The 25,359-nt window shown below is 54.7% G+C and carries 21 protein-coding genes, 1 tRNA gene and 1 pseudogene; 7 read left to right on the top strand and 16 right to left on the bottom strand.

Annotated features, from left to right (window positions below):
* Positions 1 to 10: 10 nt before the first annotated feature.
* The 3 genes from IH404_RS11480 to IH404_RS11470 are packed head-to-tail and all read right to left on the bottom strand — an operon-like array spanning position 11 to position 3,505.
* Positions 11 to 1,846: a Gldg family protein gene (locus IH404_RS11480; protein WP_194440441.1), complete on the bottom strand. Its 1,836-nt coding sequence runs from the start codon at positions 1,844 to 1,846 to the stop codon at positions 11 to 13.
* A gap of 4 nt (positions 1,847 to 1,850) precedes the next feature.
* Positions 1,851 to 2,585 (bottom strand): heme exporter protein CcmB, encoded by a 735-nt coding sequence (locus IH404_RS11475; protein ID WP_005787291.1) that lies wholly within the window; start codon positions 2,583 to 2,585, stop codon positions 1,851 to 1,853.
* Positions 2,582 to 3,505, bottom strand: coding sequence for an ABC transporter ATP-binding protein (locus IH404_RS11470; protein ID WP_057704044.1), 924 nt, complete (start codon positions 3,503 to 3,505; stop codon positions 2,582 to 2,584). The genes IH404_RS11475 and IH404_RS11470 overlap by 4 nt, the downstream gene beginning before the upstream one ends.
* Before the next feature lie 287 nt (positions 3,506 to 3,792).
* Between IH404_RS11470 and IH404_RS11465 the strand changes: the two genes are divergently transcribed.
* The gene (locus IH404_RS11465; RefSeq protein WP_194440440.1) at positions 3,793 to 4,830 is read left to right on the top strand and encodes a fimbrial protein; all 1,038 of its coding nucleotides are present in this window, start codon (positions 3,793 to 3,795) and stop codon (positions 4,828 to 4,830) included.
* 230 nt (positions 4,831 to 5,060) lie between these two features.
* On the top strand, positions 5,061 to 5,816 hold the full coding sequence (locus tag IH404_RS11460; RefSeq protein ID WP_194440439.1) for a hypothetical protein: 756 nt from the start codon (positions 5,061 to 5,063) through the stop codon (positions 5,814 to 5,816).
* A gap of 457 nt (positions 5,817 to 6,273) precedes the next feature.
* On the opposite strand, the gene IH404_RS11455 is transcribed toward IH404_RS11460, so the two are convergent.
* From IH404_RS11455 to IH404_RS11445, 3 genes are all read right to left on the bottom strand, one after another.
* Positions 6,274 to 7,281: a fimbrial protein gene (locus IH404_RS11455; RefSeq protein ID WP_157243935.1), complete on the bottom strand. Its 1,008-nt coding sequence runs from the start codon at positions 7,279 to 7,281 to the stop codon at positions 6,274 to 6,276.
* Positions 7,282 to 7,611: 330 nt separating this feature from the next.
* Positions 7,612 to 7,830 (bottom strand): hypothetical protein, encoded by a 219-nt coding sequence (locus IH404_RS11450; RefSeq protein WP_194440438.1) that lies wholly within the window; start codon positions 7,828 to 7,830, stop codon positions 7,612 to 7,614.
* Positions 7,827 to 8,129, bottom strand: a complete 303-nt coding sequence (locus tag IH404_RS11445) for a hypothetical protein (RefSeq protein ID WP_057704042.1) — start codon at positions 8,127 to 8,129, stop codon at positions 7,827 to 7,829. Before IH404_RS11445 ends, IH404_RS11450 begins: the two co-directional genes overlap by 4 nt.
* Positions 8,130 to 8,157: 28 nt before the next feature.
* Between IH404_RS11445 and IH404_RS28015 the strand changes: the two are divergent.
* From IH404_RS28015 to IH404_RS11425, 4 genes and pseudogenes are all read left to right on the top strand, one after another.
* Positions 8,158 to 8,325 (top strand): annotated as a pseudogene (locus IH404_RS28015) (hypothetical protein); the annotation flags it as partial.
* A gap of 73 nt (positions 8,326 to 8,398) precedes the next feature.
* Entirely contained in the window at positions 8,399 to 8,683 is a 285-nt protein-coding gene (gene yecR / locus IH404_RS11440) for a YecR family lipoprotein (RefSeq protein WP_057704041.1), read from the top strand.
* 1,348 nt (positions 8,684 to 10,031) lie between these two features.
* Positions 10,032 to 10,787 carry a hypothetical protein gene (locus IH404_RS11430; protein ID WP_194440436.1) on the top strand — a complete coding sequence of 252 codons (756 nt, stop codon included), beginning with the start codon at positions 10,032 to 10,034 and terminating at the stop codon, positions 10,785 to 10,787.
* Between the two features lie 373 nt (positions 10,788 to 11,160).
* Positions 11,161 to 12,126, top strand: a complete 966-nt coding sequence (locus tag IH404_RS11425; protein WP_194440435.1) for a fimbrial protein — start codon at positions 11,161 to 11,163, stop codon at positions 12,124 to 12,126.
* Positions 12,127 to 12,420: 294 nt separating this feature from the next.
* Here IH404_RS11425 and IH404_RS11420 read toward each other — a convergent pair whose 3' ends face one another.
* The 9 genes from IH404_RS11420 to IH404_RS11380 form a co-directional block, all read right to left on the bottom strand.
* On the bottom strand, positions 12,421 to 12,627 hold the full coding sequence (locus tag IH404_RS11420; RefSeq protein ID WP_157243933.1) for a hypothetical protein: 207 nt from the start codon (positions 12,625 to 12,627) through the stop codon (positions 12,421 to 12,423).
* 227 nt (positions 12,628 to 12,854) lie between these two features.
* A complete protein-coding gene (locus IH404_RS11415; protein WP_194440434.1) occupies positions 12,855 to 13,130 on the bottom strand; it encodes a hypothetical protein in 276 nt (91 codons plus the stop codon).
* A gap of 178 nt (positions 13,131 to 13,308) precedes the next feature.
* A complete protein-coding gene (locus tag IH404_RS11410) occupies positions 13,309 to 14,301 on the bottom strand; it encodes a fimbrial protein (protein ID WP_242462656.1) in 993 nt (330 codons plus the stop codon).
* Between the two features lie 239 nt (positions 14,302 to 14,540).
* Positions 14,541 to 17,558 carry a GLUG motif-containing protein gene (locus IH404_RS11405; RefSeq protein WP_057704037.1) on the bottom strand — a complete coding sequence of 1,006 codons (3,018 nt, stop codon included), beginning with the start codon at positions 17,556 to 17,558 and terminating at the stop codon, positions 14,541 to 14,543.
* A gap of 73 nt (positions 17,559 to 17,631) precedes the next feature.
* Complete coding sequence (locus IH404_RS11400; protein WP_194440433.1) at positions 17,632 to 19,308, bottom strand: ShlB/FhaC/HecB family hemolysin secretion/activation protein; 1,677 nt, start codon at positions 19,306 to 19,308, stop codon at positions 17,632 to 17,634.
* Positions 19,301 to 19,990: a fimbria/pilus periplasmic chaperone gene (locus IH404_RS11395; RefSeq protein ID WP_242462655.1), complete on the bottom strand. Its 690-nt coding sequence runs from the start codon at positions 19,988 to 19,990 to the stop codon at positions 19,301 to 19,303. Before IH404_RS11395 ends, IH404_RS11400 begins: the two co-directional genes overlap by 8 nt.
* On the bottom strand, positions 19,987 to 22,479 hold the full coding sequence (locus tag IH404_RS11390) for a fimbria/pilus outer membrane usher protein (protein ID WP_332873458.1): 2,493 nt from the start codon (positions 22,477 to 22,479) through the stop codon (positions 19,987 to 19,989). The genes IH404_RS11395 and IH404_RS11390 overlap by 4 nt, the downstream gene beginning before the upstream one ends.
* 260 nt (positions 22,480 to 22,739) lie before the next feature.
* Positions 22,740 to 23,486 carry a fimbria/pilus periplasmic chaperone gene (locus IH404_RS11385; protein WP_194440431.1) on the bottom strand — a complete coding sequence of 249 codons (747 nt, stop codon included), beginning with the start codon at positions 23,484 to 23,486 and terminating at the stop codon, positions 22,740 to 22,742.
* A gap of 25 nt (positions 23,487 to 23,511) precedes the next feature.
* Complete coding sequence (locus tag IH404_RS11380; RefSeq protein ID WP_194440430.1) at positions 23,512 to 24,072, bottom strand: fimbrial protein; 561 nt, start codon at positions 24,070 to 24,072, stop codon at positions 23,512 to 23,514.
* Positions 24,073 to 24,383: 311 nt separating this feature from the next.
* Between IH404_RS11380 and IH404_RS11375 the strand changes: the two genes are divergently transcribed.
* Positions 24,384 to 25,034 carry a response regulator transcription factor gene (locus tag IH404_RS11375; RefSeq protein WP_194440429.1) on the top strand — a complete coding sequence of 217 codons (651 nt, stop codon included), beginning with the start codon at positions 24,384 to 24,386 and terminating at the stop codon, positions 25,032 to 25,034.
* 247 nt (positions 25,035 to 25,281) lie between these two features.
* Here the strand turns inward: IH404_RS11375 and IH404_RS11370 are convergent.
* Positions 25,282 to 25,357: transfer RNA gene (locus IH404_RS11370), tRNA-Gly, on the bottom strand.
* Between the last annotated feature and the right edge of the window lie 2 nt (positions 25,358 to 25,359).

Below are 25,359 nucleotides of genomic sequence, written 5' to 3'. Positions count from 1 at the left end.
AGTGCCTTTATTAAATATTGCGCTGGCGTTGTGCTCGCTTTCTTAAGAAGGCCACACACAACAACAAACAAGTAATTACCAAGGGGACAGATACAAGATTGAGCCATCTCATACGCACACCCAACTGCTCGATCTGAAAGTTGAGATGGCTCGCGACCTGACGCATTTTCTTGTCTAACGCATCTTTTTCATTGCTGAACTGATCAAAAGTCGCTTGCTGCTCTGCCGTCCGAGGCATATCCCGTCCCTGTTCAGCGGACAACGCAGCGAGACGCTTTTCAACCAGATCGAGCTTATCTTGCAGCTCGCTTCTCATGTCGCGATAACGCTCGCGGGCTTGCTGCTGCAACTGTTCGACCACAGTGAACGTTCGGCTGTAATGCCCCCGCGAGCGTAAGCTGATCAAGGCATCCGATCCGGACAGGCTGTCCAGCGCATTGAGCACCAACACCGCATTGTCAGCCCATGGCACCGTGACCGAACGGCCCCCTTGCTGCTGCACATCCGCCCACAGGTTGTCGCTCAATACGTCTGTATCCGCCACCACCACAACGTTGATATTCTGCGCCTCGGTAAGCGCTCCCGGAGAGTCCAGGAAAGCCGAGCGTGCCGCCCCTTGCAGGCGTACCGCGATCAGGTAACGCTCGCCGGTAGCCTTGAAGCTCTTGGACAACTCATCAGGCTTTTCCAGATGATTCAGAAGCGCCGTCTTGTAGGGCATAGCCTGCTCCGAACTGTGCAACAGCGGTGTCAGAGTAGTTGTTGCACCCGGCAAGGCGCTCAAGATACCGACGGTTGTGAGGTTAAGGCTGCCAATACCAGCAGTAATCACATCCTGTTCATTCATCGCAGAGGGTGACAGCCCCAGGGCGGTCGGTTGCCAGACCGGCTCTGCGCCTTGTGCCAATGCCACAAACTGACCGTAGCGGCTGTCGCCTAACACGCTATCGGGTAGAAGCTTGATGCCCCACGCCTTGAACAAAAGCGCGAGGTCAGAAGACTTGTCTTTGCTGGGTATCCCAAAATAGTAATCGCCACGATCCTGCTCACTATAGGGGTCGACGAACACCAGCAAACGCCCGCCACGCAGCACAAACTGATCAATAGCGCGCAGTGTCGTCACAGGTAAACGTTTGGGATGCACGAGCATCAGGACATTGAGTGCACTGTCGATGGTGTCGACATCGGACGCCAGTTCGCGTACTTCAAACGCATTGTCGATCTCCTGCATGATCCGCCACGGCTGTCGGGTACGCCCCGACTGCACATCGAAGCCACCTGCCAATGGCAACGAAGACATCAGCCCAATCACGGGCCGCGCAGGCCGAGTCAACTTCTGCAATGTGCGGCTGATGTCGTACTCAAGGAACGTTTGTTGTTCAAGCGCAAAGAACCCAATGCTGGCGTGGTGCGCCTGGGCGTCAACGATGGCCAACCCAAAGAAAACCGCAGCACCCGCCTTGCCGATAGGGGCAGGTTGCAGGCCAAGTTCGACTGCTCGGGCTTCGTCTGCTGAAAACGGCGCAGGGTCAATCATGTGCACCCGTAGTCGGCCATTTGACACACGTTCATATTCACGCAGCAGTGCCTGGATGCGCACCGCGTAACTGCGCATGACCGTAAGGTCCCTGGCGGCCTGGCTGGAAAAGTAGAAGTACAGGTCGGTGGGTTCCAACACGGCCTGAATGATCTGACGCGACCCCGGGCTCAGGGTGTAAAGCTGCTGCTCGGTAAGGTCCAACCGCATGGACGCCAAACGTGGTGCCAACTCGAAGTTGACCGCCACGAACCCAGCGATAATGACCATTAGGCGCAAGCAAGTGCGCGTCACCGATTTGAATGACATGGCGTCATACTGCCTTTTTCAATTCAACCGCAATCACGGTGACGGCGAGCCAGCCAATGATCTGACTGAAAAAATACAGCACGTCCTGCGGGTCGATTACACCTCGGCATAGTCCTTCGAAATGTGTGAGAAAACTCAACGAAGCCACCCCATCGAGCCACGGCAAACTTGACCAATCACGCAAGACATCCAATACCACCGGGAAGCCACAGGCCATGAATGCCAGACATAACGCCATTGCAGTAAGGAAGGCAATCAGTGGGTTCTTGGTCAGTGCCGACAGGCACCCGCCAATAGCCAGGCAACTGCCGGCCAGTAGCCAACTGGCCATATAACCACAAAGGATGACGCCGTTGTCTGGCGCCCCCAGGTAGTTGACTGTAATCACCAGTGGAAACGTCAACGCCAGCGCCAACCCGCTGACCACCCAGGCGGCGAGGAACTTGGCTACAACCGCCTCAGCCGTACCCACCGCCAGGCACATCAACAGCTCGATAGATCCGCTCTGCCGCTCGATAGACCACATGCGCATGGCAAGGGCCGGCAGCAGCAACGCATATAGCCACGGCAGATAGTCGAAGAACGGTGCCAGGTCAGCCTGGTTACGCTGGTAGAAGTCACCCAGGTAAAACGTGCTGATACCGCTGAGCAGCAGTAGCAAGAGGGTAAACACATACGCGACGGGAGTGACGAAATAACTGCACAGTTCGCGCTTGAACACCGGCCAGAACGTCCTCATGGTTGTTGCTCCCGCGTCAGCAGCCGGAAGACCTCCCCCAGTGAGCCTCGCTCGACTTCCTGGCGCGGTACATCCCAACTGCGACTCAGGATCAAAGAATTGATGGCCGGTAATATGACCGTTCCCGTGCGCGCCAGCACCCGCACGCTATAGGGTTCAGGCCCCGCCTCTATGCCTGCAACGCCGGGCAGCATGCCAAGCGTCATTACATCCAGGGGCCGGGTGGCGTACAACGTAACAGCCTGGTGATAGCGCGAACGACCTTCCAGTTCCAGAGGGGTGCTGTCGACCAACAGCCGACCTTTATCCATGACCAGCACGCGGCCGCACAATGCAGTAACCTCTTCGAGGATGTGGGTAGAAATGATGACGATTTTGTCGCGGGCCAACTCCTTGATTTGCTCGCGCACGCGGTACTTCTGATTCGGGTCCAGGCCATCGGTGGGCTCATCGAGAATCAGTATCTTTGGATCATGCAGAATCGCTTGCGCCAATCCGACCCGGCGCTGGAAACCCTTGGATAGGGTGTCGATGGTCTGGCCACGTACTTCCATCAGCTCGAATTGCTCAAGCATGGCCGTGACCCGCGCCGTCTTTTCGCGCCCACGAAAGCCACGCACTTGAGCAATAAAACCCAAAAAACTTGCGACGGACATTTCGTTATAGCAAGCAGCTGTTTCAGGAACGTAGCCGATCAGACGTTGAGCGTGGCGCGTCTGACGGCGTATATCAAAACCGAAAAGGTTGGCGGTGCCTGAAGTTGGCGACATGAACCCGGTGAGCATACGCAGGGTGGTGGACTTTCCCGCGCCGTTGGGGCCGAGCATCCCCAACACCTCACCCGAGGTGGCCTTGAACGACACATCGTTTACAGCAAAGGCTTTTCCAAACCGCTTGGTTAAATGGGTGATATCAATCATGACAGTCAAATTACCTACGCGGGCATTGAAGCGCCTCTAATAAGTGTACGCCTCGTTTGGCGACGCACCTTAACCGCCGCTCGTACGCAGCGGAACAGTACACGAAGCAAATCCGAAAGCGCCTTAGTAGTTGTCGAATTATCGCCAACCCAGTACGAAACATCTTACGGCGGCGTGTAGGTGATCTATATAGTCTGTATGATTCATATTCACCTCACTCAACATAGGTGCACGTCGCCCTCGCCTAACAGTGCCCGACACGACTCCCACACAAGATAAAGTACCTTATGCTATTAAAATACCTTTTTACAATTAGCTTCACATCATTATGGAGTTCCCAGTCACTTGCTCTTTACTGCGACAATGTGAACGTAGGGCTGGGTATTACCGTCCCACTCCCGACCTCTATCAACTACACAGGTGGACGAGAAAATTCACAACTTATTTCGTCAGGCTGGCATTCAATTTCAAACTCACAATCCATAACCTGCACACTCACAGCTGTTGAGCAACGAGATGGCGCCGACATTAAAGTATATGTAGATCCCGTCGCGAGCTTCAGTGGTAAGCGCGTTTTACTGAACGGCACTACATACGATGTATTTAATACAGGTACTCCAGGGATTGGCATGATCGGCGAGGTCCGCGTGACAGGCGACTACCTGCCGCTGATAAATGCCAGAACATTATTGGTCCGATCGGTACGCATTAATAGTAGTGTCTATAACTTTGGTATGCATATGCGTGTACAACTGGTGGCGCTAGCCCCCTTATCACCCGGCCGGTTGACTGTACCCGGCTTGCCATTAGCGACGCAATGGGTAGGCCCAGCCTCTGCAAAGCAAGCGGCCATTACGGGCGCTGTATCTTCGACCTCAATAAATGTAAAGAACACATCATGCGAGCTCACCGTACCTGGCAGTATTCATCTGCCTCGCGTTGATAGTTCGCAGATGCCAGCGCTTTCTGATACGGCTGGAGACACAGTATTTTCAATCTCGGCAAACTGTGGCGGCACTTACGAAAATTATCAAGTAAGTTACATAATGACGGACATCAACTCCCCTGACAATACAACCTCAAACTTAAAGCTTACACAGACCAACGACACCGCGACAGGTATCTCAGTGCAAATAATAGATAACAATAACGCGGTAATATTTGGCCCCTCGGACTCCACCACTGGCAGGCAAACTTTTGGCACAATATCCTTGAGTGGAAATACCTTAGCCAAGATATTGACCGCCCGATATATCCGCACTGGCACAACCATCACTCCTGGTACGGTCAACGCAGGGAGCACTATCACCCTGTCATACCAGTAAGATTTAACGCACTTAAGAAGAACCATATAAATTTAACACTGACGACTACCGAATCAAATTATGCTGCCTTGCAAATCAACCCTTTATCATCCCAACAACAGTCGAATATCGGTGCACACCTATCGAACTCCCCGCTGAAAGGGGCATTTTATCTGACAACGCCTTCAGGGCCAGCTGACTTGTTTGCTCGCCCACATTGAAAGTTTAGTCCTTACGGAGCCGAATCCCCTATGTTACTAAGAACTCTTGAAGTACCCGATGCCCACGGACATGTACTCAACGCAGTCGTCCTGTGTGCTTTCGCCGCAGCCCCAGATAACCAGAAGTTTCTGGTTTACAGCCTCAATGAGAAATCGGACGATGACCTGGTCAAGATTTACCTGACATCTGTTGAAGGTAACCAACTGCAGCTGAGCATGTGTGATGCCGCGCCCGAAATGCTTAAGCTCGCCACCCAAGTACTCAAGGTTATTTTCCAGGACGCTTGCACGACAGAACCAAAGCAGACCGACGATAGCTATACCTTACTGGACCTTAACGACACAGACATTCAATGCAACGCAATAAATACGCATTACAGCTTGAAGGTCAGCGACGCCTGGCTCCTGAGCCTCATGCAATACAACCCACAGGCTGAGGCAAGTGACCCGCCGGTGCCGTTGCAGGCCCCTGTAAACGCCGTGCCCGTGACAACATACGGGATGAACGGTTCGATAGATGCCCCCTTGGTAAAGCTCGGCGAAAAAACAACGTCAGACAAAATAGAGGCGAACATCAAATCACTGATCGCCAGCGTCACAAATCATAAAGAAACGCTACTGAGCAAGTATGTTCAATTGGAGGACCGTCAACGACAATTGGAAGAGTGGGATCAGCTATTGATGCAGCGGGAATCCGCTGTGCAAAAACGTGAAGATGATCTTCTGACCATTATTAAGTTACTACAGGAAGGCGAGAAGCAGCTTAATGGACTGATGGGTGCTTGAGTCTCACACACTCCACTGAAGATATAATGAGAGGCAGGCATCAACGACATGTAAGCGGGAACTCCGCTGCCCAATTAGCGGCGCCTGCCCTCAACACATCCTTACTGCTCAATCGAATACAGTGCGTACTTAAAGGTATTTCCGCACTCTCACCTACCTGCTTCATCGCAGACCCTGCTCCGTCATATCAAATCAACTGCTTGGTCAGTTTATTATTCATCATAATTCCGAAACCAACCTCGAGTGAACGGCGGCTTCGATATGACTATAGCCCTGATCGCCGATATGCAAATGCAAGCTGGTTGCGGCCTTGAATGCATTGCGCTCAGTATAGATATCAAAAAATAAGGATTTTTTGCTTCAGAACGCTCGACACTGAGAAGTACGTAAAGCTGAACCGTGGTTCAAACGCATCAGTGGGCACGATAGAAATGGGATTTTTCCACGAGGTAGATATTCAGCGCCAGCTGAATGTAAAAGTAGCTTGCCCATTGGCACTACCAGGTCGTAAGGGATTACCAGTGCGAACGTAACGCGCGCGTAATGGAATTTGAAATAGCGCTTCACCACGTTTGATTTCACCGGCTTTCCATCGATTAACATTGTCCGGAGCAGAAGAGTCAGGCCCAAACTTTAGGAGATCATCACCGTGAAAAATCTGTATACCTATCCCGCTTGCAGTTGAGCGAGGACTTAACGACAATATATCGGTAATATTTCCAGGTGAAACAACATCAGTCAAAGTGATGTAGGGATATATTGACACACCTACATCCCCGCCCGTGCAGGACAATGATATAGAAAAATAGCTTGGGCTTGATGTATCTCCGAGGCGAGCAAAAGAACTCAAAGATACTTTCCCCAATTGCACAGCAATTACGGGCGTGGAGACCTTACAACTTGGTCCGACCTTGATCGACGAAGCACCACTGATTGTCAGTTCGAACCGACCACCACAAGCACCTCCCATGTCGTAACACAACGACATCCAAAGACCAGGGACTTTAATAGCAGACGTGGCGCTAATGGATCCTACTTTAACTAACTCAATTGAGAACTTTTGCTGATAGCTGTCACCAGTCACCCAATTTTTTATAGGGTAGGGACTATAACCATCAATGGGTGTTGGTTTCAGTTTTACGCCACCAGGGTTATCCCTTGAGGTATAATATACATTGTACCTTACCCCTATACCTGGGACATTCGTTTGAAACACATCTTCAAACCCAGATACTCTAAACGACTGCGCAGTAAGCCAAATATTTGGCTCAACGACTGCTCCGCCCAACCGTGTAAAAACTGGAGCAGAAGACCAAATAACACTGCCAATTGCAAGACTACCTGGAATACTCAAAAAGGTTGGCAGCTGTATATTGTTTTTCGAAGGTGTAAATTCGCCCATTGCTTGAGCATGCATTATAGGATGCATTAAAAATGCCATTACAAAACAATAGAACACTCGCACTGAACAATCCTTCTTAGTTTGTTAATAATATATATTACCCAATCGCTAAAGAGCACCCCAGCAGACTACTCACAAAATCACGTCGACAAATCCCAACCCCATCACAGAAAAATCCTACGGGCAAAAAAAGCGGCTGGCAGCCTATGCTCAACTGATCCCGGACACGACGTTAAGTCTTTTTTCGGACTGAGTCGGCGGCAGTCCGTTGCCCTGGCGCTTGCGATTGATCAACTTCGGTGCGGCGATCTCTGCCGTGGTGACATTGACGCAGTTGAGTATTACGCAGGTTTGCAACAGCGTTGATACTTCATCACGGGTGTCGGACAGGACTTAGGGTTCAGTCAGCGACGGCTTGGTCAGGCATGCCTCTCCAGGAGAATAGTCACTAACTCCGTTGTCATGAGGCACGAAGGTACTGCCCATGGGCAGATTCCATAGCCCGGTACGATCCTCCCAGTACAGCGGGGTTATGATCACCCCGCCGCGCTCTTCCTGCAGGAAACCTCGGGTATACGGCAGCCAATTGGCGATTTCCGGGTACATGGTCAAGCACAGGACCAAGCGCTTGGATGAGCGGATACCTCCCACCTTTTCACCACCAGCACCATCCGGCCAGAGCCAAGGGCGTCAAGGGCTACCACTGGATACGGCAGGCGAACCATGTCGACATGCGCCTGGCGTAGCTCGCTCATGCCAACTAACTTGGCACAGTTGGGCAGCAGGAATTGCACGCTGTCGTGCAGTTGCTTCGCCACAAACGTGTGAGCCGTACGAATACCGGGAAGATCCTGACTCAGCAACGGTAGGCACACCTCCAAGTGCTCCGAGGCCTGAATCGAATTGTTCATGCTGCGACGTGATCGGCCTTATCCATCAGGCAATGTGATGGTGCACACCAACTATTGGGCAACCGTCAATACCCGAATCGTTGCATCCTTTCCATCACCGTCGACCACAACAGGAACGTCGTCGGGTTTGAGGCCGATGAAGGCGAACTGCTTGCTCTCCAGTGGCTGCCAGTCGTTCAAATCTGGGCCGCCTTAACGCGACCTACGCTGAGGCCGGCTAACAAAAAAACACCTGAAAAATGTCATTTCCATGAAGGATCTACTCGACAATGAAATCCGTTATCGTCGCCATCGCCCTACCGCTCTTTGCAGGCTGCGCAACGCCGAAATATTGGGAGGCCACCGGCAGCAGTGCAACCTCCTATGTACGGACGCCGTTTGAGTACGCTCAGATCCGGGAGTCGCAAGGGCTGGCGATTGCCACGGGGCGCGGCCAATTTTGGGATTACCAACGCGCTGAACGCGCGGGCGACGAAAAGTCCGAGTGCCGGACCACGGAGCAATTCCACTGCCTGGAAACTACCGTGACTCAGGATTACCAGTGCCAGAAGTGAGGCCCTCCCAAGGCGTCGAGGCGCGTCGGGAAGTTGAAAGAACGGTAGCTGGCCTGGTGACAGGCGAACTGAGCGTATCTAGAAACAATACGAACTTGAGTGCGTCCCCTACGGTTCTGCACACAAACAAAAAAAATGCCGAAGCGTCTATTCCGTAAATCGCAGGCAAAAAAAGGCCACTCGCTAGAGTGGCTTTTTCATTAATGCGTGGAGCGGGAAACGAGACTCGCATCTGGAGTCCGACCCATTGAAATCCAAGGGGTTTATTTTCTTGCCGAAGCAGGAAAAGACTCAATTCTGGACTTGTTTTTGGGGTGTTCCCCCCGTATCTTCAAGAGCGAAAAAAGGGGCAATTCTAAGCAAGGCTATTGGATTCTACCCATAGCCAATGGACGAACGACCATCGAGCTGGCTGTGTCATTTTCACAGGATCAACAGGGTATGACCCCCCCCAAAAGACGTCCCAACCTCCCCCGCTCACCAGTCAACTCACAACCGACGAATATCGGCTACCGCAGGCAACTCTTCGGGCTGGTAGACCATGAGCAGATGTTCTGGAGCCCTCTCCCGCTCAGGATCAATGGCCGCTCGGAAGGATTGGATTAAATACTTGGCGATAGGGGCGCGGACGTTAAAAACCGTTGCTGCAGTACCCCCATGTATTCCTCACGGACCATACGGGCCTGTTCGGTCGACAGATCCCTGTGTGGCACCAGACGCACTGCAACTATCCTGCGCCAATCTACGTCTCGATCCAGCCTTGGGAGGCCGGCGTCTTCAGATGCACTTGCCGCCGAAATTCGGCCAAGATTTAGGTCGCAGAATGCCTCGGCTTTCGAGCAGTACGCCCGGATGTGCCACCGCGGCCCCGCTTGAATAAGCGAGTGCAGGCGAATTAATCGTTCATGTGCTTCAGGATTACTCAAGGAGCGATAGAGCACTCTGATGCAACGTCCTAGCCGCATTGCACGGTGAATCTGAGCAAACAGCGGGTGCCGGATCGATGTGGCATCGACCTGAATGCTCTCAACCGCCACACCTGCGGATACTGCACCTAGGCTTCCAATTGCTCCGATGAGTCTCTGGTACTCATCGAAAGTGCCACGGGTGAGTGTAGGACATAGGCTTCAAGAACCCACACAGCTCTTGCTACCACTATAGGGCTCGCAAGCCCACAAGGTGCGGATCCGGAAACCTCATCAGCGACGAATCAGATTGGCCCCTGGCACACTTCGAACTGTCCGCCTGCAATTACGATTTATCTGATAACGTTCATGAGCTCGACTGACTATTCGACTATTCTGCTCACCTCACCGCTACTCCTCAGTCTGACAGAGCGGAATTTCCAATGTTATTGCGAACACTTGAAATACCCGATGCCCAGGGCCAATTACTCAACGCCGTGGTCTTGTGCAGCTTCACCGCGACCAGTCTCAACCGGCAGTTCCTGGTTTATAGCCTCAATGAAAAATCGGGCGATGAGCTGGTAAGGATTTACCTGACGTATCTTGAAGGCGAGGATCAGAGGCTGCGCGTGTGTGATGCTCCGCCCGAGACACTTACGGCGGCGGCTCAAGTACTCAAAGATGTTTTGCGCGATGCGTACGCGAGTGACCCAAGACAAACCGAAGATACTTATGCGTTGATGGACCTGTCCGACAGCGTCATTGAGTGCAGCCCTGTAGATACGCATTACAGCTTGAAAATCAGTGACGCGTGGCTCATGAGTCTCTTGCATTACGACCCACAGTCCAAAGCCAGTCCCCTACCCCTGCAATCGCAGCAGACTGGCAATTGCTCACCTACAGCAACACGCGTGACGAGCAGCTTGACGGGTGCGTCGGTGAAGATATGCGACGTACAGACGACTTCGTCAAAAATTGACGCGAACCTGAAATCACTTGTCGCCAGCATTACCAACCATAAGGAAATATTGCTGGGCAAGTATGTACGACTGGACGAGCGTCAACGCGAACTCGAACAGCGCGAACAGCAGTTAGTGATCCGTGAGCTCGCATTAAACCAGCGTGAGGACGAGCTAATGACCAGTATCAGTTCCTTACGGGCAGCTGAAATGCAACTCGATGCACTGCTCGACAACTGAAACAGCAGCGAGGCAACTGGCGGGGCACGGCTGTCAGGATAAGCCGTTGCGCATGGCTGGTGTCCAGCGGCAAACCACGCGCCTGGACAGCTGACGCCAGCCCAGTTCGTGGGACAAACTAACGTCGTGTCCGGGATTAGTTGACCGCTACAACATAATCTAACACTTCGATACACGTATCAAAAGGAAAAATTGCAAATAACTCCGCCAAAGCGATCGAAGAGAAAGTCTGAAATATCCTTAAGCGCGTGCGAATTATCTGATAGCCGCGCCGGTGCCACCGGAGTATTCTGCCGCTATATATTATAATAGGTGCTTAGCCTTTCCAAACTATCGTACGCCAATACCTGAACGTCATAATCGAGACTCTAGCATGACCCCGAATACGTTACTGATCAAGCAACTCACTGCAGCTCTACTTTTATTATCTCCTACAATTACTTTTGCAGCGTGTGAATTTACTTCGAGTACGAGTAATAGACCAGATTTAATACAGATCGACATGCCAGAAACTATAACGCTGCCACGAGACCTCGCCTCAGGAACGATCCTTTTTGAATCCTCCGTGTTCACACAGGGGCCCGGATATTCTTTCAGATGTTCAACTCCGGCACCTTTTGGCATAAAAAATAACTTGGGAAGCGCCGTCGTAGGCACCTCGGAGTACCCTATCGGCAATACTGGGCTTTCTTGGGTAGTTCTTCGATCGGGAAACGCCTCACGGGCGTATGGGACTATCACTCTCCAGCCTAACAACTATAACGATATTGGAAGAACCACACAAATTCGTATCATAAAAAGCGGTAATATAACTCAAGGGGCGACTATTCCCGCAGGTGAGTTCGGCAGCGTGGTGGCCGATGGATTGGCGGTGGGGATTTACACATCAAACAAAATTACCCATATAGTTCCCAGCGCCTGCGAAACACACAACGTCAACGTAAAAATGGGCCAACACCGCTTAGAGAATTTTTCTAAAGATAGCTCTGCCGCGTCAACAGCAATCCCTTTTAGTCTTGGGCTTTTCAACTGCCCAACAGGTATTAATAGCGTTACATATACACTTACCCCTACATCGTCCTCGCCCTCGTTGAGCGACAACCAAGGCCTAATCCGTCTCACTCAAGCCTCTACGGCTAAAGGTATAGGCTTGCAAATAACTGATGGCAATCTAAAACCTGTTCCATTGAACAAGGCAATAGCTTTCAACGAATACTCAACCAAAGGTGGAAATTTCACCATTCCTTTGAGCGCTCGCTATGCGCTACAGGCTACTGGAACAGGAGTGGTTCCAGGTACAGCGAATGCCGAAATCACATTCACCATGAATTATAATTGATCTAACGATCACTTTTCATATTGAGCGGCAAACCTAAACTGCATGAATTTCGAAAAGTTTCAGGCGACCACTATCGGGCCCCTCAGGCCTTCGACGCGTCTTCGTTTGGGCGACTCAGCTAGCTCCCCGCTACTGCACATAGCCCCTTCTGCTATTCGCCTGAGTCCGACAGTCCCACACGCAGCAATTCGCTGGTTGAGCGCTGTCCAAGTTGCACACACCCGCCATTCAGTGATCGCAGGTCTCGAAGTAAATCAGCCCAATGCCGCTTGACTCAAGGCGGCGGGGCCACGTTTATACCCCGGCAAGCGCTTGTTCCTCCCGCCGGACAAACGCCGCTAGCGCCTCAACGTTACGCTTTAGCCCCTGTTGCACCACCGTGGTCTCCAGATCAGGGCATACCTCAATCAAGCGCTTGCCCTTAGCAGCGGCCAACGCCTTGGCGTCCGGCCAAGTCCTGGGCAATGACTTCAAAAAAAATTGAAGCATACGTTCGGGCACTTGGATCTCATCCACACCGAGGCCCTCGGGCGCCACGGACACTTAAAACACTACGGGTTTCAGCAACCCAAACTTTTACCTACTTGCCTACTAAGCCCTCGTAGAAACAACGATGGCTAACTCAGATCTGCTCACTTCACTGCTATCAAAGCTCTACGATAACCAACTGGCCCTAGGGATGGTGTGTAAGCGAACAGCCAACACACGTACAGCGCCCCCCCCCCAAATTAAGAGCGATGGTGCCCCTTGGCTGTCGCCAACACAGCCTGCGTTTGGGCTAGGCGAACAGGGTCCAACTGCCAGTCGGCACCCTTAACCCGCGATTTACCTGCCAATCGCGCAAACGCTGGCACCGTCGGAATGGTGGGGGCATCGTAAACGGCCAGCATCGCAATACGCTCCCGCTGAATATCCAAAACCGTCTGCTCCGCTTCCTTGACCACGCCCTCCTCCGCCGCGACTTCACACGTCGCAACAATCAACTCGAACAGCGAGCGCAGCATCTACTCATCCGCGAACAGGCACTAAACCAGCGTGAGGATGAATTACTGACCAGCATCACTTCCTTAAAGGCAGCTGAAGAACAACTCGATGCACTTCTCGACAGATGAAAAAATCCAGCAAGAAAACAAAAATTATTGGTTGTCTAGAGAATCGACATACGCCGCCTGCTGTATTCCATCAAGGAAAAGTAAAGGTAAACTCCGCCGCTCCATTCGCAGCACCAGCTTTCAATGCCTCACCCTGCCCCTGGCGAACATAATGCGCGCTCAACGGTATTTTGGCTCCATCGCCAGCCCGTTTCATCGGATAAGCCGCGCCGTCATAACGAACCACCTGATGCGTCAACTCATTGATCATGACTATCCCAAAACCCTGGACACTGGTCACAGAGGGTTCAAGAGTCAGTATCGTGGGGTCCGCAGGCGGCCCGTACTTGTCAGTGAATGTAATCTCTGGCTTGGCGTTGGCCGCGCATTGGCTCAACTCGATGGCAAAGTGCACAGGCGTTGAGGTCGAGCCCACTTGCGGAAAATCGTTCAGGCTCATGCGCCCCAGTTGCACCGGTATCGTCTGGTAGGTTTGCACGTCACAGGTATTTGGGATTTCAATCGGGCCACCATTCCCCATATTGATAGCAGCGGGCCCCATCAGCAGGTAGGGCGCACGACAGATGCCAATCGGTATGTTGTCTGTAGGTACCTCCACACTGCTGCCAAAAGCAGCTTTGCCCCTGGGTAAATCCACCGCATAAAGCGCAAGCCGAGAACTGCCGGCGACACGATCAACGATCAATTTTCCGGCAGGCAGTTGGCTGGGTGCGACCGTCAGAATCAACTGTTGCATATAATTGGTAACCATCGTTGAACCACGCGTTTGCGCAGCGGACGAATCATATTGAACACGCTCTTTCTCCATCGCTACCGGCAACGGCGTTTGCAGCAGTGGTCGACGTTGGCCGTCCGATGAGTTCACATATATTTTCAGGCCAATGCCGTCAACGTTGGTGGGGGCAATTCCGTCTGTCAGCGGTGTACCGGGTCCCCAATACCCCATAGAAACCAACTCATGGGCAATACCGGCAGCCGGGGCAAAGTTGTAGTTGGCATTCAGCGCTACAGCGCGCTCCCATAACACCGAGCCAGTGGGCGTATTACTCGTCAAAGGTGTCACTTGCGACCACGGCCTGCCCATACCGTTGCTGAATGTGCAAGACGTCGCAACACTGTCGACCAACGTCCCGGCTTCAGCCGCCACGCCACATATAAACAGCCATATGCCGACGCACACTATGGCCGACCTTGAACGCCGAACATTTAGTATTGAATTCATATCAGGCATCGCAGAGTCAACAGACGGCCTGACGCATCACCTGCGTCAGGTCGTCTGTGATTAGAAGGAAAGGTTAACGATCAATGAATGGAGCCAAAATTTATGCCATACAAAGGCACAAGCGCAGCCTCTCCGGAGACGCCATTGAATGCCATATCACCGAAGTTAGCTCCGACCAGGCCACCAAAGGTCTGGCCATAATAAGGCGATAACACGGTGAGCTTCCCAGTAGCGACAGACAGGCGAACGTTTCCGGCGTTCGTGCCGACCAAGCCCCCCAGGGTGGCATTGCTGCCACCACTGACCCCGCCAGTTGCCGATGAGTTGGTGATAGAGCTCTGGTTTAGACCGACCAAGCCGCCCACGATCGCACGCACGCCCCCCTGAACGGTGCCACTGGCCATGGCCGATTCAATATGACTGCTGAAGTTGCTGCCATGGGTGCCGACGAGGCCGCCGACATAGCTGCTTTCCCCACCCACCACCGCGCCACTGGCTTCAACCGACTGCAACTCGCCAGCATTGGCCCCTACCAGGCCTCCCACCTGACTTGAAATCGACCCGCTGGTTTTTCCGCGAGCCACGGAATGAGTGATGGAGCCCTCATAGTTGTTCCCCACCAGACCGCCAACCCGAGCATTGCGCCCGCCTGTGACAGTGCCCAAGGCTTGTGCTGTATCAATGGTGCCGGAAATATTATTCCCCACCAAACCACCAACATTCTCCCCAGCGCTATCCCATACATCGCCGCCAGCCTTGACCTCTTTGAGCCTGCTATTCTGGCTAGTTCCCACCAAGCCTCCGGTACCGATGGCGCCGTACCCTGTAACTTTGCTGGTGGAGGTTGACTGGATAATGTCGCCGTTTTTGCTGAAGCCTACCAGACCGCCCACATTACCGGCCCCCGTGCCGCGTACCTCACCCGATGACGCCGTGCGCTCAAGCGAACCGTTGGAGTTGAAACCCACCAGGCCGCCCACATTGACGCCGGCGCCGTTGCCATTTGTCGACCCGGTACTGATGGCATCAGTGATGAAGCCCCCCTGGTTGGCACCCACCAGCCCGCCAACGCCACCCATGGCGTCTCGCTGCATGGCGCCGCCCACCACGGTATTTGAAACCACATGGTCTAAGCGCGCCGTACCGCCTGAGGTCGTAACGTTTTCACCGACCATACCGCCGATGGCGTGCGTATACGCGTTGCCCGCCACGCGCCCGCTGGACACGGCATTTTTGATTGTGCCACCGTAGTTTTGCCCAACAACCCCACCGACGCTGTTCGCCCCGCTGCTGCCAGCGTTGACCAAGAGGTTGCGGGCAGTCACGTTGGACAATGTACCGACGTTCAGCCCCACCAGCCCTCCGATCGCTGCAAACCCATAGGCTTGCGACCCACCATTATTGATAGTCGCACTCGCCAGTGTCAGGTTGCTGATCGTGCCTGAGGACACCGCAAACAGCCCGCTGTTACTGCCGGTGCTGGAGACCCACAAGTTGCTCACTGTGTTGCCCAAACCATCGAAAACACCTCCGAAGACGGATTTATCGCCAATCGCCTTGAATTGAGCCTCGCGGCCAACGATGTTATTACCCAGCACGTAATGGCCGTTGAGGTTCGCGTTGATGTTCTGTAACTGCGCAAGGTTCTGGATCACGGTGTATCGATCACCATTGGAGGCGTACGTCGCCCCTGCGCCAGACAAGGTCAACTGACCGCCCGTGCCTAATACCGAATCCCCTACGTGATTCAATGTGAGGTCGCTGAAGAGCCCGGTCAGTGAAACCTTACTGTTTACGTTCACATCACCACCGGCGTTGACCGCTACACGCGCACCGCTACCGGTCGCAGCCACGTTACCGTCGAGGTTGACGTTCCCGGTCGCGCTCAAGGTCAGACCATTGGCGCTGTTCCAGGCTATCGGCCCAGCCAGGTTCAAATCACCGTCGGTACTGACCAGCTCAATATTGGTGCTGGTCAGGTTGCGCGACAATGTGTCGGAGTAGGCTGTCTTTCCCGCAGATGCTGCAGTTGGCTGAATCTGGACTGTCTTGGCGCTGACTTTAAACGTACCGGTCTGGCCATTGGTGGCCAGCGTATTGACCTGGGTACCCAATTGGGTCTCGACCGTGGCGCCCTTGGCCTCGATGATGCCACCGCTGCCATAGGTATTTTGGGCGTGAGCCTGCAGCGAACCGCCGACCTTGACCGTACCTGCATCGCCGCCATCCAGCGTGATACGGCCAGCTTTGCCGCTCAAGGTTTTGGCTTCAATGGCGCCCTGGTTATTCACCACCGTTTGCAACATCGCATTGGCGCTTTTACCGCTCATCAGCACCTGACCACCGTCGGCCTTGAGCAAGCCACCGTTTTGCGCCAGGGCGTTGATCGCATCGCCGGTGACCTGAAGGTTGAGCAGTTGGTTGCCGTCGAAATTGACCGTGAAATCATTCCCAGCGCCCAGTGCAACCTGGCCCATCTGGGCCTGGATAACGCCATCGTTGCGCACCTGATTGCCAAGCAGCGCAATACTGCCGCCCGGTTGTGCGTTGATCGTGCCGCTGTTGCTGATTTCAGCATTGGAAACACCGCTGAAGGTGTATTTGCCCGCGACAAAATCCGCATCTTTGATGTCCTTGGTGGTGGCAATCAAGCTGCCGACGTTGATCTGTGCGCCCTGACCGATCACGATCCCGTTGGGGTTGACCAGAAACACGCGACCATTGGCGTCCATCTGACCTTTGATGCTACTGACATTGGTGCCAATCACTCGGTTGAGCGCGATAGAAGAGGCGCTTGGTTGGTTGAACACCACCTTTTGCCCAGCGGCAATGCTGAAGTCCGTCCAGTTGGTGATCAGCTTATCGGTGTGCTGGTTGATCGACATTTGCGAATTGGATTCAAACCCCAAAATATCGGCCTTGCCGGAGACCACCGTACCGCCTACCGGCAAGGCAAATGCCGGTGAAGCGCCCAACAACGCCAACGCGCCGATGGCCGAACATTTGGCGCCGGTTTTGCAGTGCCGACGAGCCCCTTCGTGAGCAACCTTCCAGCAGTTCATCGCGTGGTTCCAGACCAGTGAGTAAACCTTGTTCACATGAATTTCCTCTTCCTTAAATGACGCCTTGCATAGCGTTGCAAGGCGGTACTGCTTCCAGGCACGAATGTGCTTAGAAATACTGAATGGCGCTGAACCACACGCGCGGATCCTGATGCGGTGCGTCGTTCTGCTCAGTCCCGTGGATGGGCCATGCTGCGGTGACGCTGAGCTGTTGCCCGGCTCCGCGCCAACTGGCGCTAACCCCTGCGGCCGTGAGTGATCGCTGATTGCTTTGCGCGGTCCAGGGCCGCTTGCTGACCGTGATGACGCCCCGGTCGGCGAAGCCGCTCAATTGCACGCCCGGCGCAGCCAGGTAGCGCAGCTCGGTGCTGGCCTGCCAGCCCTGGTCGCCGCTGCCGGCGCCCAGCGCGTAGGCACGAACGCCATTGGGGCCACCGAGGCCAAACTTCTCCGAACTGTCGAGATTGTTACCCGCCCACTGCGCATTCAATTGGCTGTACAGCTGCCAGCGTGGGCTCAGGTACTGCAAGCGGCCGAGGCTCAGATTGGCGCGTGTGAAATGTCCCGCGGCGCCGGCGCTGAGCCTATCCATGGTGCGGTCGATGGCTTCGCCGATACCCAGGCGCCCGGCGCTGTAGCTGAGCGAGACAAAACTTTGCCCACCGCCCAGCCAGCGGTCCTGGCCACTGGCGTTAATACCCAGGGTCCACAATTCCACATGCTTGGGGCTGCGCAGGTCGAACAGGTCGATATCGTCTTGCAGTTGCTTGTCGTCGAACTGCAATTGCGCGCTGAGGTTGAAGGTGCGGCTGCGAATCAAGGGTTGCAAAGCGAAGAGGCTGCGCACGGTGGCTTGGCCTTTTGCTTCGAGCACTTCTACGTCCTTGCCCAGTTGGTAGCTCATGCGCGAATAGGAAGTGCCAAGGGTGGTCGACCACGGGCCCACGGGCAGGCTGTAGCCGAAGCGGTAGTAACGTTGGTGCTGATCGCTTTGCAGCAGGCGCATGTTGAGGGCATCACCCAGGCGCAGCGGGTTGTTTAAAACCAGGCTGGCGCCAAGGCGATATTCGCCGGTGTAGCGGTCGCCGTAGTTGTCGGCTTCCAGGGTGCCGGCGTACCAGGGGCCAGGCTCGGCATCGACCACCAGGTCGGTGCTGCCGGGCAGTGATCCGGGGCGCAAGGTGCCTTTTACTTCCACGCCTGGAAGATCGCTGAGCAACAACAGGCTTTGCTCCAGGTCTGCGTCGTAGACCGCCTCACCCGGACGCAATGCCGATAACGGTTGCTGCAACACAGCATCGATCACGCGGGAGCAATTGTTCAACTCGATGCGGCCGTAATGTCCCTCCAGCACCTGGATACGCACGATGCCTTGATCAATGTCCTGGGCGGGCAAAAAAGCCCGCGCCAGTGCATACCCGTGAGCCTGGTAATACTGTGTGATGCGTTGTGCAGCGGCGCGTAGCCCGGCGAGGTCCAATGACTGGCCCGGCAAGTCGGCCAGCAGTTCAAGCAGTTGCTCGCGATTGAAGACCTGGTTGCCGTCGATCACAAAACCTTTCACTTGCAACTGCATACCGCCGCCAGGCGTTGCCTGAGACGGTGCTGAAGGCGGGGGCATGTCCACCTGCACCGGCGCAGAAGGCAGGGGTGCCGGTGCCAGGGATTCGATGTCACGCATCACCTGGCCCGCACTGGGCACTTGTGCCCACGCCGAGGGCACGCCAGAGAGCGCCAGCGCGACACCGACGGCGAGCAAGGGCCTCGTCGCGAAACCGTTAATCATGGTGAATCGGCGCCCGTGCATCGATCATTTCTCCCCTGTCTGCAACAAATTGGTAATGGATAAAAGTGGGTGTCGCCGACGCCCCTGTCAGGGGGAAATCCGCACAGGTAAATGGTGCAATCGTGGCGCTGTCAGCGGTTCCCGGTTCCAGGTGCAGCGCCGTGAGCGAGACAAAAAACGGTGCCTTATTGCAGGCTTCAAGGGCTTTGCGGTGTGCTCGCCAGGTCAACTGTCGGCCCGCCTCTTCCGCGCTACCTAACAGCCCCGCCGGCCGGAAAAGCAGCTTCATGCGCAACCGATATGAAAGCCGCAGCAGATGCGTACTGCTTGGCGGCTGCGGTGGCACTTCAAGGAAGTTCAACCAGAACAGCGACTCGCGGTCGGCGGGCAGCGCTTCGCCGGTGTAGCGGACTTCAAGCGCACTGCGCTGCCCAGGGTCCAAGCGCAACAAAGGACTGCTGACCACGAACGGCACGGACAGGCATGAGGGGTCTTGATTGATCTGGCCCCGGTCCAACCAGCTCTGGGCCAGGATCGGCGCTTCGCCGCCATTACTGATTCGTACCGTCAGTGCCCGTGCATCGGCTGCGTAGACGAAGCGTGTTCCCGTCACCGTCAACGCTGCCTGGCTGCTACTGGCATGGGCCCAAATCAGCAGGCACACGGCATAAAGCGACCTCACAACACACGCTCCTTGCCTGCAGGCCGGGCGTCTATGTCGTGACACACCAGATTGAGCAGCTCGAACGCGCTGCCTTCACGGGCGTGGCGCTCGGGCAGCGCATAATCCACTTGGCATTGCTGGTCGGCATCGCTGCCCCACTCCACACGAATCGAGCCGCGACTCTTGTCACTGCGTACCACCAGCCGGCTGCCCTGCCCCACCGCACCAATGACTTGGCCGCTCTGCACATCAATGGCTGAGGCAGCGAACGGCAGGCGCTGACCATTGCTGCGTTGGCTGTCGATCAACAACGGGCGGGATTTACGCGTCGGAAAATCAAGCATCACTACGGCGCCAGCACGGGGGGCGACACTGCGCGAGCTGACTTGAAGTTCGACGTCGTTGGGCACGCCCTGCGGATCGACATCGATCTGGTTGAGCTGATAGGGGCTCAAGCTGGTGATGACCGCGTAACCATCCTTGCCAATGCTCGATCCTGCATAACCGACACTGGCGCCTTCGGCGTCAAGCGCTCTGACCACGCCCACTGTCTCGCCAAGGGTTTGTGCGAACGTCGCGCCGCCCGGGTGCAGGACCACGGCGCCCGATGCACTGAGTGACTGCTGGTGATAATCCGGCCCCTGGGAAAGACTTGCACCGAACGCGCCTTGGGGCAGACGGTAGTTGACGCTGGCATTGCTGGAGGCACCGCGCTGCCGGTCGGCATGGGCGACCGAAACGGCATAAGAGGCATCGCCGCGCTCATTGAAGCCGCCGGATATACCGGTAGACATCTGCCGGCCTGAGCGACGGTCATGGCTGGCATAACTGTTGATCACCGCACCGCCATGACCATCGCGGCCCAAGGGAATCGACAGCGTGAAGGTGAGCTGCGTGTCGTCTTGATCCCCTGCATATCGCAGCCCGCCTGGCGAGGCGCTATGGCTACGCTGAGCCGCAATCGAGTAGAAATTGCCACGCCACTGATTGCTGTAGCCCATGGAGAAACTGAGGGTCCGCCCCCCATGCTGCCAGTACTGGCTTGAGGAACTGTTGAGATAGACGCTGCCTCCATCGGCGCCCAGCCCCTGGCTGATGTTGGCGTCGAACCGCGCGCGTACGCGGGCAAAGTCTGAGGTGCGCCCTGACTCGTTGCGCGTCCGATCCTGAAGCGCTACGGCATCGTGAAGCCCCAAGTACCCTGAGGTTGAATAGCGATAGGCGAGCAACGAAAAATTCGTGTGGCTATTGGGCAGGTTCTTGCTGTACGACAGACGCAAGCTGGAACCCTGTTGAGTCTGCCCTGCGGGGAGTTCGGTGCTGGCTGCGGTGAGGTCGGCGGCGAAACCGCCGAACCGTGTATTAAGCGCCATGCCTGCCAGGCCGGATACATAGCCGGGGGTCAATGCGGTGCCGCCGTAACCGGTCAGGTTGTTGTCCAGCCCGCGTTGCAGGGTGCCTTGCATGACAACTGGCGGTCGGCCACGCAAGCCGGGATCGACCAACTGACCGGCAACCAAGCTGTAGCGTATAGAGCCTGGACGGAGTAACTGCACGGTTGTGGCAAATGGCACGACGAACCCATGTTCGCGACCATCGGCTTCGGTGACTGTCACCCGCAAGTCACCACCAAAACTCGCTGCTTGCAGGTCGGCGATCTCGAAGGAGCCCGGCGCTACGGTTGTTTCATAGACCAGGTAGCCACGCTGATAGACCGAAACCTTGGCATTGGAGGTCGCGGTGCCACGTACCACCGGGGCGTAGTATCGCTGCGTATCAGGCAACATGCGGTCGTCGCTTTCGAGCTGGACGCCGCGAAACGACACCGCATCGAACAACTCACCACTGGTAGTGCTCTCACCGACCAGCAACTGCGACTTCCAGTCCGTGAGGTCGACCTGACCATAAGCGTAACCGCGCTGGTAACGCCCACCCAATGTGGGTGACCAGGTCAGGCTGGCGTTATGCCGCAGCCTGACACCGCCCAGGTTCAGCCCCATGTTCAACCCTGAATAGGCATGCGTGTCGCGGCGCCCTTGGCTCTGAACGCTGAACAGGTTGGCGTCGTAGTTCAGCAAACCGGCTGTTACGCCACTGTCCCAACTGGACGGATCGACATAGGTGCTCGCGGCGGGCCGTTGCAGGTAGTACTGCGCCACAGTGATGTGCAGTTTCTGTTCGGGCAGGTCAACACGGATGGCTGCACCCGGCACGAAACGCTCAAGCTTGTCACAGGTCAGTCCTTGCGGGAGGACCGCGCTCTGTTGATCACTGCCACGCCCTCTGAGACTACGGGTGAGGTCTATACCCAGACGCGTGAGTAAGTCGCCGCTATAGCACGGTTGTGCATCCGCCAGCCCGGCGACCGCCCGTAACTCGATCTCCTGCGTCGCGCGCCATTGACCATTGACCAGAATATCCAAGCGGTAAGATCCCGGAACATTGCGGTCCGGCTGTTCAAAACGGGTGGTGTCAATGGCCATGCCGGACGCTCCTTGCATTAACATCTGTGAATCGAAAATGATCGGCTCATCAAGCTGGCTGGGCGTCATAGGCTCTGCCTTTGGCGAGTCCTGAGCCCATGCTTGAAATTGCCCTCCCAACAAAACGGCAATGAATAAAAACAGTGCCCAGCGACGACGTTCATTCGCCCATGGCATAGCCAGACCACCGAATGTTCTCGGTCGAAATCGAACAGGTAAAAACATAGTCAGTCCCATGCCGCGGCTGTGCGCCGAAACCGGATAGAAGCGCGAGGCCTGCGACGTTATTCGCCTAAGGGCTGCTCATACATCCGCCTTGCGCCATAGTCATTGATGGCTTCGTAACGCACTTTTAGCCGAACAGCGTGGCGGTTAAGGCGGGTTGAGGTTGTGAGCACTGTCTTGCCGAACGGGGCAACCATTCCGGTTTTGACGGGAAACGCCTGGCCATCGTGGTCGACTTCGATATGGCCGAAGGACACGTAATACGGCGTCGGATTCGCCACCTCGAGGTTCGTCGCCCCCGTGCTTTTGGGCGCCGCCACAAGCGTCCATTTGAGCTGCTCGGGAGCAGCGTCTACGCCCGATGCAAGCGCAGTCGGACGGTAAAGCAGCTTGAGTCGCGTCCTGAAGGCAAACTGCAACACCGCATCATCCGAAGCTCTGCGCGGCGGAGTTTCCAGCACATTGAGCCAGAACAGCGATTCGCGGTCGGCGACAGCGATGGATTGGGTACGACTGATCCTCAACACCGCTCCACCACTGGGGTCAATCCGGCTGACAGCAGGCGCGACAACAAAGGGAACCTGAACATCCTCAGGGGCCATCTCTGCATGCCCATCATCCACCCAGCTTTGCACCAGTACCGGCTCACGACTTGAATTTGCCAGCCTGACCGTAACGTCATCCACATTGGCAGGGAAAATCACTCGAGTGCCTTGCACCACAATGGCTGCCTGGGACGCCTGCACAAACAGCCCGAGGAACACAGCGCCGAAGGCGAGAGAAAACGTACGCGTTATCGGCGCCATGAACCACCTCCTGCATCGTCAGCGGTTATTGATAGGCCAGCGTGTAGCGCACGAACGAAATGCCAGAACCCGGAGTGACAACAGGCGCGGTCGATACGTAAGACGCCTTGTAGGACAGGGTCGCAGTATTGCCTTTGACCACTGCCACCTGAGGCGTTGTTTCCCTTTGGCCCAGCTGGATTTTCTTGCCATTGGCCGTATCGTTGAATACTTGAATCTGCACGCCTGTTGCAGGTGCACTGCCGATCAGCTTGAGATTGCCGGTAACCGAATCGATGTTTTCAACTTGATCGAAATCGATCGAAACCTTGGCGTCGTTAGTGCATTGCGCACCCGACAATTGCAGCTTGAACGGCACAAACGGTGACGCGCTGCCTATCGCGGCGAATGTACCTGGCGCGATCCGCCCCAGTTCCACATTTGTCACGTTGCCGTCCCCTGGCGCCTGGCCGTTAATGTCGCAAGTCACATCTGTGATGCTTCCTGAAAAGTTCACAATCCCATCCGCCGCATAGGTCAGCGAAGGCGCAACTAAAGCACATAGAAAACTGGTTACAACCAGCTTTTTCAACGAGAAATTTTTCACATCATATCCTTATCAATTAAGTTCACGACCATGCAAATAGCAAGTGCAACGCACGATGGTGCGACCACTTAGTTATATGCCTACCGACATCTACCGGAAGACCAGAGCAACGATACAGGAAGCCCGTTCTATTTCTTTATAGATCATTCCTACAAGGACTAAGGACATTTCGCATAGACGATATTTTCTTGCCAATGTCTCTAAAACCACATTTAAGTTAGTGGCACCTTCATCGCATGAGACCTGTATCACTTGCGATGAACTTGGCCCTGCGTAAGCAGTTGGAACGTTACCCTAAAAGGATTTTACGGATGAGCACCATTGTCATCGCCGACAACCATGCGCTGATGCGTTATTCGATCAAGAGGCTACTGGAACAAAACGGCCACACCGTCGTCGCCGAAACTGGGAATGGACAGGAAACCCTGTATATGGCGAACAAACTTGAGCCGAACCTGCTCATCCTGGAACTCGAGCTGCCAGAAATGCATGGGTTGGACGTCATCTCTTTACTGACCCTGGGTAAGTGTTCAAGCAAAATACTCGCGCTCACTGCCTATGATGCGGAGAATTATTTGATCCGCTGTTTAAAAGCCGGCGCCTCGGGCTTTGTCTCAAAAACTGCTGAGCTGAGTGAAATACAAAGCGCTGTAAAAGCGCTGCTAAGAGGTAAGTACTACTTTCCACATGTCACACAAAGAATGGCACAAGCGATTAAGCATACTTATTTATCACATACACCAAAGCCAATAAAACTCACAAGGCGCGAAACCGATATCTTGGAGCTTCTGGCAAAGGGCTATAACAACCAAGAGATCGCCAAGCTCTTGATGATCAGCCATAAGACTGCAAGCGCTTACAAGCTTAGATTATTTCATAAATTCAATACTTCCCACCTGCTTGGCATGATTGACGCAGCGCGTCGGGGAGGTCACATCGCGGGGAGTTTAACGGTCTTATAACAGCGAAACTGCGGTCAGTATTTATCCACTTGAAACCGCTCATATCTGAACTGAACCGGCAGTTCATTTCACGATGCGCAGATATTAGTTTCAACCGGTTAATGATGTAAACACCGTCCCGACTAACGCGTTTCAAGTGATTCCGTTATCCGACATCATGCAAAGCAACGAAAGACCCCAAAGCGCCTACCCCCCAAATCGCAGGCAAAAAAAAGCCACTCGTTAGAGTGGCTTTTTCATTAATGCTTGGAGCGGGAAACGAGACTCGAACTCGCGACCCCGACCTTGGCAAGGTCGTGCTCTACCAACTGAGCTATTCCCGCTT

It is taken from the genome of Pseudomonas sp. OST1909 (assembly GCF_015277575.1).
Taxonomy (GTDB): Bacteria; Pseudomonadota; Gammaproteobacteria; order Pseudomonadales; family Pseudomonadaceae; genus Aquipseudomonas; species Aquipseudomonas synxantha_A.
This window is presented reverse-complemented; position numbering and strand designations above follow the sequence as displayed.